We start from the raw sequence: 9,510 nt of genomic DNA, 5'->3' as shown, positions 1-9,510 counted from the left end.
GAGATAGTGAAGAACGACCTGACGTTTGAAGTCGGTCGAGTATTTTTGCTTTCCCATAGAAACGAAGAACCCCTACTCGTTGGGTGTCCAACTTTCGGGGTTCACTTCATTCGGGCGGCTTTTTTTGTGGGTGTGGCGGGCGGGAGACAAAAAAAGACCGGGTACGGGACCCGGTCAAAGAACCCGCGCATTCAGGGAAGAAGTGCGGGCGTTCAGGCTTGGTGGCGGGGCCGGGCATCGGCCCCTGATCCGGTGTCGGGGTGAGTGGCGTCACCCCGGCGTCAATGCGGGCTATTCGCGCTCCAGTGCGTGGATGGGATCCAGCCTGGCGGCCCGGCGGGCCGGGGCGAAGCCGAATATTACCCCGATCAGGCTGGCGCAAAGGCAGGCCACCCCCATGGCGGCAAGGGAGTAGCTCATCCGGACGCCGCTGCTGAAGTGGTCGAACAGTTGGCCCAGCACCAGGGAGAGGGCGATGCCGAGCACGCCCCCCAGCAGGCAGATCAGCACGGCTTCAATGAGGAACTGCTGCTGGATGTCCCAGGTCCGGGCGCCGACCGCCATCCGCACCCCTATCTCCCGGGTGCGCTCGGTGACCGAGACCAGCATGATGTTCATCACCCCTATGCCCCCGACGATCAGGGAAATGAGGGCGATGAGAGCGATCAGCGTGGTCAGGGTGGCGCTGGTCTGGCTGATGGTCTGGCGGATGCTGTCGGTGTTGAGCAGGAAGAAGTCCTGGCTGCCGTGGCGCAGGGTGAGCAGGCGGCTGATGCCATCCTGGGCGGCGTCCAGGCTCACCTCGTCCCGCACCCGCACGCTGATGCTGCGCAGATGGCTCTGCCCCAGCAGGCGGCTCATGGCGGTGGTATGAGGGATCCAGACGTTGAGGGTCTCGTCGCTGCCAAAGCCGCTCTGGTTCTTGATGGCGACCCCGATCACCCGGCAGGGCAGATCCCCCAGCAGGATCACCTGGCCCAGGGGGGACTGGGTCGGGGCGAACAGCTTGTCCCGGGTGTGCTCGTCGATCACCACCTCCTGGGCCAGGCTCTCCTCGCTCTGGCGATCAAAGCCCATGCCCTGGGCCAGGCGATAGCCCCTGACCTGGAAGAACTGGGCGCCGACGCCGTTGATGGTACCGGAGACGGCGGTGCTGCCAAGGCGCAGGGTGGCGCTGGTGCTGAGGCTGGGGGTGACGCTGTGCACGTAGTCCAGCCGGGCGATGGCCTCGGCGTCCCCGATCCGCAACGTCTGTATGGTAGCGGAGCGCATGTCCCCGAAGCCGCGGCCGGGGAACACCTCCAGGGTGCTGGTGCCCATGGCGTTGATGTTCTCCAGCACCCGCTCCCGGGAGCCCTGGCCGAGGGCCACCACGGTCACCACCGAGGCGATACCTATGATGATGCCGAGCATGGTGAGAAAGGTGCGCAGACGCTGGACAACCATGGCCTTGAGGGCCATCTGCAGGGCATTCCCGAGCCCCGCCATCCGCGGGGTCTTCCCCCTGGCGGACGTCTTGGTGGCGGCCTGGGTCGCCTGGGGAAGGGCCTGTGGCTCGCGCGTGCGGCGATCGGCGATCACCCGGCCATCTTTCAGTTCGATGATCCGCTCGGCGTGGCGGGCGATCTCCATGTCGTGGGTGACGATCACCAGGGTGTGGCCCTGGCGATGCAGAGCTTGAAGGCTCGCCATCACCTCGGCGCCGCTCTGGCTGTCGAGGGCCCCGGTCGGCTCGTCGGCCAGGATCACCTCGCCGCCGTTGATGAGGGCCCGGGCGATGCTGACCCGCTGCTGCTGGCCGCCGGAGAGCTGGCTTGGCTTGTGTTCGAGCCGGCTGGCGAGGCCGAAGCGGGTCAGCAGGGCCTCGGCCCGCTGGCGTCGCTCGGCCGGATCCAGACCGGCGTAGAGGGCGGGCACCTCCACATTGGTGCGGGCATCGAGATCCGCCAGCAGGTGATAACGCTGGAAAATGAAGCCGAAGTGCTCCCGGCGCAGGGCGGCGAGCTCGTCCCGGCTGAGGGTGGCAGTGTCGCGCCCGGCCACCAGATAGGCCCCCTCGCTCGGCTGATCCAGGCAGCCCAGCAGGTTCATCAGGGTGGATTTGCCGGAGCCCGAAGCGCCGACGATGGCCACCATCTCTCCACGGGCGATCGCCAGATCGATGCCATCGAGCACGGTGACGGTGCGCTCACCCTCTTTGAAGTGGCGGCGGATGCCCCGCAGTTGCAACAAGGCGCCCATGGTCACATCCCCATGGGGGGCGGCATGCCCCCGGCGGCGTTGCTCTGGCCTGCACTCACTTCGCTGACGATGACCTGCTCACCGGCGCTCAGGCCCGACAGGATCTGGGCATCCACCTTGTTGTTCAGGCCGACCTTGACCCGGCGCAGGCTGATCCGGCCTCCGTCGTCGATCACCCTGACCTGATCCCCCTGCAGGGCGATGGCCGGGATCACCAGCGCATCTTTGAGCCGGGCGACCACCAGATAGACCTGGGCCGTCATGCTGATCCTGAGCTGACCGTCCTGATTGGGCACCTCGAACAGGCCGTGATAATAGATGGCGCTGCTGTCGCTGCTGCTGGTGGTCGTGTCGTCGTTGATGGTGTCGGGGGCGGGCTCGATGGCGCGCAGGGACCCCTCGAAGCGGCGCTGGCTGTTGCCAAGAATGGTGAAATAGACCGGCATGCCGACCCGGACGTTGATGACGTCGGCCTCGGAGATCCTGGCCTCCACCGTCATGGTGTCGAGCTGGGCAATCTTGAGCAGGGTAGGGGTGCTCTGGCTGGCGTTGAGGGTCTGCCCCTCCTCCACCGGCATGGCCACCACGGTACCGGAGAGGGGGGCCAGGATCCGGGTATACCCCAGGTTGACCCGGGCTGTGTCCACCGCGATCTCGGATTGCACCCGCTGGGCGTTGAGGGCCCGGATATCGGCCAGGGTCTCGTCCAGGGTCGCCTTGGCGCTGTCATGGTCGGCCGTGCTGCCAAGGCCTCTTGCGACGATCTGCTGCTGGCGCTGGTATGCCAGGCGGGCATTGCGAAGGGTGGCCTCTTTGGAATCCAACTGGGCCTGGAGGTTGTCGCGCTGGGCCAGGGTATCCTTGAGGGCGTTCTGCTGGGGCAGATCGTCGATCTCGACCAGCAGATCCCCCTGTTTGACCTCCTGCCCCAGAGTCACGTGCAGTTTCTTGATCTGGCCTGATACCTGGGCGCCCACGCTCACCTGCTTGCGCGCCTTCAGGGTGCCGTCCGCCATGATGAGCTGCTCCAGATCCCGGGTCTCGGCGCTGGCGGTGATGTAGTCGCTGGCAGGTGCCTTGGCCTGGGGGCGCCAGGCCAGCAACAGGGCGAGGGCGCACAGGGGCAGCAGCCAGAAGAGACGAGGGGAGAACGTGGGCATGACAACCTGTATCCTGAATGACGATCACGGCGGCACTCTACCCCAGAGCCGGGTTAAGGCTCTTTGCGCCAAGCGTAAGGGTTTCGTAAAAATGGCTGCCAAGTGCGTGGCAAGCGGCGAAAATGGCCGCCGACAAGGGAGACCGCATATGAAGATCCTGCTGGTGGATGACGATGCCGAACTGGGCGCCATGTTGAGTGAATACCTGGGGGGAGAGGGGTTTGATACCACCCAGGTGGTGACCGGAGGGGAAGGTGTTCACCATGCCCTCTCCGGCCGTTACAGCGCCCTGCTGCTGGATGTGATGCTGCCCGACTTGAGCGGCACCGAGGTGCTGCGCCAGGTGCGCCAGCGCAGCCGCCTGCCGATCATCATGCTGACCGCCAAGGGGGACAACGTGGATCGAGTGGTGGGACTGGAGATGGGGGCCGATGACTATGTGCCCAAACCCTGCTATCCCAGGGAGCTGGTGGCCCGGCTGCGGGCCGTTCTGCGGCGGGTCAACGAGGGGGGGAGCGCAACCCCCTCGCCGGATGCCCTCATCCTGGGGGATCTGACGGTCACCCCGGCCAACCGGGTCTGTCTCTGGCAGGGGGAGCCGCTGGAGCTGACCGCCACCGAGTTCAACATGCTGGTGTTGCTGGTGCGAGCACCGGAGCAGGTGGTTACCAAGGACACCCTCTCCCTGCAAGGGGTGGGGCGCCCGCGGGAGGCCTATGATCGCAGCGTCGATGTGCACATCTGCAACCTGAGGCAGAAACTGCAGCAGAAGGCGGGGGAGGCCGTCACCATAGAGACGGTGCGCAGCATAGGGTACAAGATACGGTGATCCTCAAGGGACGGTTGTTCTGGAAGATTCTGCTGGGGTTCTGGCTGGCCATCGTGCTGGTCAGCCAACTGCTCTGGCTCGGTTTTCGTGCCGAGCGTGACCCCCCGGAAGAGCACCTGGCCCAGCAGTTGGCGAGCCAGCATCTGGAGATGGCGGCAGCCGTGCTGGCAAAGGGGGGAATCGAGGCTGCGACGGCATTGAGTCAGGCCATGTCGCCGCCGTTGCTGCAGATAACACTCCTCGATGTCTCCGATGCGCCTCCCCGGCCAGCGCCCCGGGCATCCAGGCTGCCAGCCTCCGGGGAACCTGGCCCGGGCAGCGTGCTGACACGCACCGTGATTGCCAGCGACGGGCAGACCTATCTGCTGCAGACCAGAGTGGACCCGCGTATCCTCCCCGGCGGGCCGGCTCCCGGTCCCCTCTCCTGGCTCAACATTCCCCCGCCCATGCTCTGGATTGGCGGCCTGGGGGGACTCTTGTTCAGCATTCTGTTCGCCTGGCACCTGACCCGGCCCATGAACGCCCTGCGGCGCAGTTTCGATCGGGTAGCCAGGGGGGATCTGGGGGTCAGGCTGTGGCCCACTCTGCGCTGGCGCCGGGACGAGCTGACGGAGGTGGCGAAGGAGTTCGATCTCATGGTGGAGCGGTTGCAGCAGCTGGTCGAGGGGCGCGAGCAACTGCTTCACGACGTCTCCCACGAGCTGCGATCCCCCCTGGCCCGCATCCAGATGGCCATCGGCCTGGCGGAGCAGCGCCCGGAGAAGGCAAGCGACGCCCTGGCGCGGATCCGGCTCGAGACGGAGCGGATGGACAGGATGATAGGGGAGCTGCTGACCCTCTCCCGTGCCGAGCAGGGCCACGGGCTGGAGCAGAGCCACTACGACCTGCTGGCGCTGGTGGAGACCGTCGTCCAGGATGCCAGGTTCGAAGCCCAGCAATCCGGGGTCGAGATAGGGCTCGAGGCGGCGCTGGAGGAGGGTTGTCTCCTGCTGGGGCATGCCGAGCTGGTGCGCCGCGCTGTGGAGAACGTGGTGCGCAACGCCCTGCGTTTCTCGCAGTCGGGCCAGATGGTGAATGTTCGCTTGCTGCGCCTGGGCCAGGAGGTGCAGCTCTCCATCGCCGATCGGGGGCCCGGGGTGGAGGAGGGGAAGCTGGCGGGGATCTTCGACCCCTTCGTGCGCATCGGCTCACCCCGCATGGGCAAGGGCTACGGGCTCGGGCTCGCCATCGCCCGCAAGGCGGTGATTCTGCAGGGGGGTACCATCCAGGCGCGCAATCGCGCACAGGGGGGGCTGAGAGTGACCATGACGCTGCCCCTGCATGACCCGTCTTGAGGTACGCGGCTCAGACCCGAGTGGGGTAAACACCCCGGTAATGAAAGAGGGGGCCAAGGCCCCCTGCTCGTATCTGTTCCTCCGTGCGATTCAGCGCAGCGCCGCTGGCGGCGGCACCTCGGTGTAGCGCCCGTCTATTTCTCGCAGGTAGTAGTGACCCTCCCTGACGTAATAGCGGCGGCCATCCAGATCCAGGGGGATGAGCCCTGTCTCTGCCACCACCAGGACCTGAGGAGGCGGGGAGACCACCACATAGTGGTTCTCCTGCCGGCGGTAGAAAATGCCGTCGAGCACATAGTAGGTGAGCCCTGCCAGCAGCAGGGTTTCCACCCCTCCCGGCAGCCTGTCGACGCGGTGGCCGAAGCCAGGGCCAGCCCCATGGCCGTACTGCGGGGCAGGGCTCTCCCATCCGCCCGGTCTGCCCATGTTCCCCGGACCCGCCATGGCGGGCAGGGCGATGGCCATGGCAAGCAGCCAGAGTGAAGGGCGGTGCAGACTCATCTCACTGCCCCTTGAGCGGTGCACCGGCGGGCTGGGGTTTGAGTGGCTGGGGCGGCAGTTCGCGCACGCTGACCGTGACCTCGTAGCGGGTATCCGGCTTGGCGGCATCAATGTTTTTGGACAGCGCCTGGACCAGGGCCTGGGGATCCGCCCCCTGCTTGCTGGCGTGATAGAGCACGGAGGAGGGCGGTGTCATGGGACCTCCCTGGCGGGCGCCCATCGGGGGCGGCATCTCGCCGGCATGAAGGAGTGTGGTGCCCAGCAGCAGGGCAAGGGCGACAGGATAGCGTGACATGATGATGACTCCATTGATGGGAACGCCCCCATCAAACGCGACGCGTGCGCCCGGCTCAACCACCTTTACACCCTCTTTTCGCCCTCTTTACAGTTGTGACAACGGGCGCCGTGGCGCCCGTTGTGTGTCGTGAACCGCTCGCCGGATCAAAACTCGTTGGAGAGCGCCTTGTAACCCCTGACCAGGTCGATGTTGGTGTGAGCCACATCCTCGGAGAACTCGGTGGCGTCCACGGTGACGCGCGGGATCTGCGCCAGATCGCTCTGCTGGTTGATGCGGGTGGTGGAGGGGACATAGAAGCCGGGGGGAATATCGCAGCCATCGACCACGGAGTTGTGGCGCACCACGGACCCTTCTCCGATGTGGCAGTTGAACAGCACGCTGTTGAAGCCGATGAAGACCCGGTTACCCACTTCGCAGGGCCCGTGGACGATGCTGCGGTGGGCGATGGAGCTGAACTCGCCGATGGTGACGGCAGCGCCGGATTTGGAGTGGATGACGACGCCATCCTGAATGTTGGAGTTGGCGCCGATGACGATGGGTTCCATGTCACCGCTCTCGTCCACTTCGTCTGCGCGGATCACGGCATAGGGGCCGACAAACACGTTCTCCTTGATGATCACCTTGCCACAGATGATGGCGGTCTTGTCGATATAGGCGGATTCGTCGATAACGGGCAGGTGACCTGAGGGATTCTTGCGGATCATGTTACGTCCTGTTGCTGATGAAATCGGGGAAACGTGGCGCGTCATGAAGGCCCGCCGGAGAGCCAGCTTACGCCTCTGATCCGGCAGGGGAAACCTTTTACTGGTCTGACCCACAGTGAGTAAGGCCATTTTGAGCGATTGTTCTTTGACTCCCTGTTATGGGAGCATGAGGGCGCAAAATGGGGCGCCACCGGGTGCAAAGAGATGAGGGGGAACGAGAGATGAAGCAGGTCATGGTATGGCTGGTGGGGTCGCTGTTGTGGATCTCCGCCGCCCAGGGCAAAGGCTATGCGGGGGAGTTTGACTATTACGCCATGGCACTCTCCTGGTCGCCCGAGCACTGCGCCATCAAGCCAGGGGATCGGGAGCAGTGTGCCCGCAAGCTGGGGTTCGTGCTGCATGGTCTCTGGCCCCAGTATCAGCGCGGCTACCCCGCCAGCTGCACTCGCGAGCGACTGGATGCGGACATGGAGCAGCAGTTTGCCGGGCTCTACCCCAGCCGCTTCCTCTATCGCCATGAATGGGAGAAGCACGGCACCTGCTCCGGCCTGAGCCAGCAGGCCTTCCATAAGCTGGCCAGCGATCTGCGCCAGAAGGTGAAGATCCCGGCCGCCTATCAATCGCCGGAAGAGCCGCTGCGCAAAAACAGCTTCCAGCTCAAGGCCGATCTGGCGAGCGCCAACGAGTGGCTGGCCCCCGATAACATCACGGTGGCCTGCGCTGATGGGGGCCGCTTCCTGCGGGAGATTTACATCTGCATCAACAAGCAGGGAACGGATGCCGTCCCCTGCTCCGACGAGATGCAGAAGCGGGAGCGCCGCTCCTGTGGCCAGCCGGACTTCCTGCTGCGCAGCGTGCGCTGACACTTCACGTTCGGGCCCTTCGCGGGCCCGATGTGCCATGAACCTCAAGGAGCCTGATGGATGAAAGCCAAGACAGGATGTCTGGCCGGGAACTGGACAGGCGATATGGCCAGACGACGTGTCAGCACGTCAGGTGCGCTATGCCAACTCAACCCGCCTCTGGCACACAGGCAGACTCACCATCAGAAACAGGAAACCATCTTATGACGCTCTTTGCCGAACTGGGGATGCGCTATCCCGTCATTCAGGCCCCCATGGCGGGCGTGCAGGACAGCGCCCTGGCGATGGCGGCGACCAGTGCGGGGGCACTGGGCTCCCTGCCTGCCGCCATGCTGAGTGGTGCCGAGCTGCGCCAGGAGCTGAGCCGCCTCGCCGCCAGCGGGCCGGGTCCATACAACATCAACTTCTTTTGCCATCGGCAGCACGAGCCGGAACCGGCAGCGGAGCAGCGCTGGCGCCAGGTACTGTCACCCTATTACACCGAGTTCGGGGTGGATGCCGCTGCGCAGTCGCGAGCCCCCTCTCGGGCCCCCTTCAATGACGAGCATGCGGCCCTGCTTGCAGAGTTCAGACCTGCCGTGGTCAGTTTCCACTTCGGCTTGCCCGAGCCCGAATTGCTTGCCCAGGTAAAAGCCACAGGCGGAAAAGTGTTTGCCAGTGCCACCACGGTGGCAGAAGCGCAGTGGCTTGCTGACCACGGAGCCGATGCCGTCATCGCCCAGGGGCTGGAGGCGGGTGGCCATCGCGGTCACTTCCTGAGTGAGGATCTCAGCTTGCAGCAGGGCACCTTTACCCTTCTGTCACAGGTAGTGGCGGCAGTGGATCTGCCTGTCATCGCCGCCGGGGGCATAGTCGACGGCAAGGGGATCAAGATTGCCTTGGCACTGGGGGCCAGCGCAGTCCAGGTGGGAACGGCGTTCCTCTGTTGCCACGAGGCGACGACCTCGCCCCTGCACCGTGCGGCGCTGCAGGGGAGGCATGGCCAGCACACCGCACTGACCAATCTGTTCAGCGGCCGTCCGGCGCGGGGCATAGTCAACCGCTTGATGCGGGAACTCGGCCCCCTTTCGGCGCTGCCGCCTGACTTCCCGTATGCCAGCGGCGCATTGGCTCCGTTGCGTGCCGCAGCCGAAAAGGCGGGTGACAGCGGTTTCTCGCCACTCTGGGCCGGGCAGAACATATCGGGTTGCCGTTCCATGGCGGCAGCCGAGCTGATCGCTGCCTGGGTTGCTGAGGCAGGACTGGTCTGAGCGTCACTTTGCGATTCTCTTCCTTTATATATGGATTGATATGGTCAGCAACCCTTCGAACAGAGAGGAACGGAAGGTAATAGGGTGCAGAATGAGCCCTTTCCGGGCATGCCCTGTGGGTAAGTCTGTATAAAAACTGTGTTTTGATGTGAATAACTAAGAATTGGCATTTTTTTGCAATTTTATTGCGATGAAGGCTTGCCAATGTGATCTATGTCTCTATAATGCGCCTCCATCGACAGGGCAAGCGGTAACGCAAACAAGCCGGTCGGTAGCCTCGAAAAGCCTTTGAAAATAAGGCTTGACTCGAGAAGGCGGTTGAGTAGAATT

Annotated in this window: 9 protein-coding genes; 4 read left to right on the top strand and 5 right to left on the bottom strand. The window is 64.5% G+C overall.

What is annotated here, in order from left to right; all coding sequences use genetic code 11:
* Positions 1–291: 291 nt before the first annotated feature.
* Both PG883_RS21410 and PG883_RS21405 read right to left on the bottom strand, forming a co-directional pair.
* Positions 292–2,241, bottom strand: a complete 1,950-nt coding sequence (locus PG883_RS21410) for a MacB family efflux pump subunit (protein ID WP_406568595.1) — start codon at positions 2,239–2,241, stop codon at positions 292–294.
* A 2-nt stretch (positions 2,242–2,243) separates the two neighbouring features.
* Positions 2,244–3,401: an efflux RND transporter periplasmic adaptor subunit gene (locus tag PG883_RS21405; RefSeq protein ID WP_270808074.1), complete on the bottom strand. Its 1,158-nt coding sequence runs from the start codon at positions 3,399–3,401 to the stop codon at positions 2,244–2,246.
* 148 nt (positions 3,402–3,549) lie between these two features.
* Here PG883_RS21405 and PG883_RS21400 point away from each other — a divergent pair, with 148 nt between their 5' ends.
* Both PG883_RS21400 and PG883_RS21395 read left to right on the top strand, forming a co-directional pair.
* On the top strand, positions 3,550–4,230 hold the full coding sequence (locus PG883_RS21400; RefSeq protein WP_270808072.1) for a response regulator transcription factor: 681 nt from the start codon (positions 3,550–3,552) through the stop codon (positions 4,228–4,230).
* A gap of 14 nt (positions 4,231–4,244) precedes the next feature.
* Complete coding sequence (locus PG883_RS21395) at positions 4,245–5,564, top strand: HAMP domain-containing sensor histidine kinase (protein ID WP_270808070.1); 1,320 nt, start codon at positions 4,245–4,247, stop codon at positions 5,562–5,564.
* A 90-nt stretch (positions 5,565–5,654) separates the two neighbouring features.
* Here PG883_RS21395 and PG883_RS21390 read toward each other — a convergent pair whose 3' ends face one another.
* The 3 genes from PG883_RS21390 to PG883_RS21380 all read right to left on the bottom strand — a co-directional run bounded on the left by PG883_RS21390 (position 5,655) and on the right by PG883_RS21380 (position 7,067).
* On the bottom strand, positions 5,655–6,065 hold the full coding sequence (locus PG883_RS21390; RefSeq protein WP_010672950.1) for a DUF6515 family protein: 411 nt from the start codon (positions 6,063–6,065) through the stop codon (positions 5,655–5,657).
* A 1-nt stretch (position 6,066) separates the two neighbouring features.
* Entirely contained in the window at positions 6,067–6,360 is a 294-nt protein-coding gene (locus PG883_RS21385) for a hypothetical protein (protein ID WP_042015027.1), read from the bottom strand.
* A 146-nt stretch (positions 6,361–6,506) separates the two neighbouring features.
* Positions 6,507–7,067 carry a gamma carbonic anhydrase family protein gene (locus PG883_RS21380; protein ID WP_010672952.1) on the bottom strand — a complete coding sequence of 187 codons (561 nt, stop codon included), beginning with the start codon at positions 7,065–7,067 and terminating at the stop codon, positions 6,507–6,509.
* A gap of 221 nt (positions 7,068–7,288) precedes the next feature.
* Between PG883_RS21380 and PG883_RS21375 the strand changes: the two genes are divergently transcribed.
* Both PG883_RS21375 and PG883_RS21370 read left to right on the top strand, forming a co-directional pair.
* A complete protein-coding gene (locus PG883_RS21375) occupies positions 7,289–7,930 on the top strand; it encodes a ribonuclease T2 family protein (protein ID WP_052815222.1) in 642 nt (213 codons plus the stop codon).
* Between the two features lie 203 nt (positions 7,931–8,133).
* Positions 8,134–9,180, top strand: a complete 1,047-nt coding sequence (locus PG883_RS21370; RefSeq protein ID WP_270808067.1) for an NAD(P)H-dependent flavin oxidoreductase — start codon at positions 8,134–8,136, stop codon at positions 9,178–9,180.
* Positions 9,181–9,510: the final 330 nt, after the last annotated feature.

Source organism: Aeromonas sp. QDB25 (assembly GCF_027707725.1).
Taxonomy (GTDB): Bacteria; Pseudomonadota; Gammaproteobacteria; order Enterobacterales; family Aeromonadaceae; genus Aeromonas; species Aeromonas caviae.
This window is presented reverse-complemented; position numbering and strand designations above follow the sequence as displayed.

What these genes read in the sequence shown, in the direction of transcription:
- PG883_RS21380 (WP_010672952.1), bottom strand. Translation starts at nt 7,067, where the DNA reads ATGATCCGCAAGAATCCCTCAGGTCACCTGCCCGTTATCGACGAATCC.
- PG883_RS21400 (WP_270808072.1), top strand. Translation starts at nt 3,550, where the DNA reads ATGAAGATCCTGCTGGTGGATGACGATGCCGAACTGGGCGCCATGTTG.
- PG883_RS21375 (WP_052815222.1), top strand. Translation starts at nt 7,289, where the DNA reads ATGAAGCAGGTCATGGTATGGCTGGTGGGGTCGCTGTTGTGGATCTCC.
- PG883_RS21405 (WP_270808074.1), bottom strand. Translation starts at nt 3,401, where the DNA reads ATGCCCACGTTCTCCCCTCGTCTCTTCTGGCTGCTGCCCCTGTGCGCC.
- PG883_RS21385 (WP_042015027.1), bottom strand. Translation starts at nt 6,360, where the DNA reads ATGTCACGCTATCCTGTCGCCCTTGCCCTGCTGCTGGGCACCACACTC.
- PG883_RS21410 (WP_406568595.1), bottom strand. Translation starts at nt 2,241, where the DNA reads ATGGGCGCCTTGTTGCAACTGCGGGGCATCCGCCGCCACTTCAAAGAG.
- PG883_RS21370 (WP_270808067.1), top strand. Translation starts at nt 8,134, where the DNA reads ATGACGCTCTTTGCCGAACTGGGGATGCGCTATCCCGTCATTCAGGCC.
- PG883_RS21390 (WP_010672950.1), bottom strand. Translation starts at nt 6,065, where the DNA reads ATGAGTCTGCACCGCCCTTCACTCTGGCTGCTTGCCATGGCCATCGCC.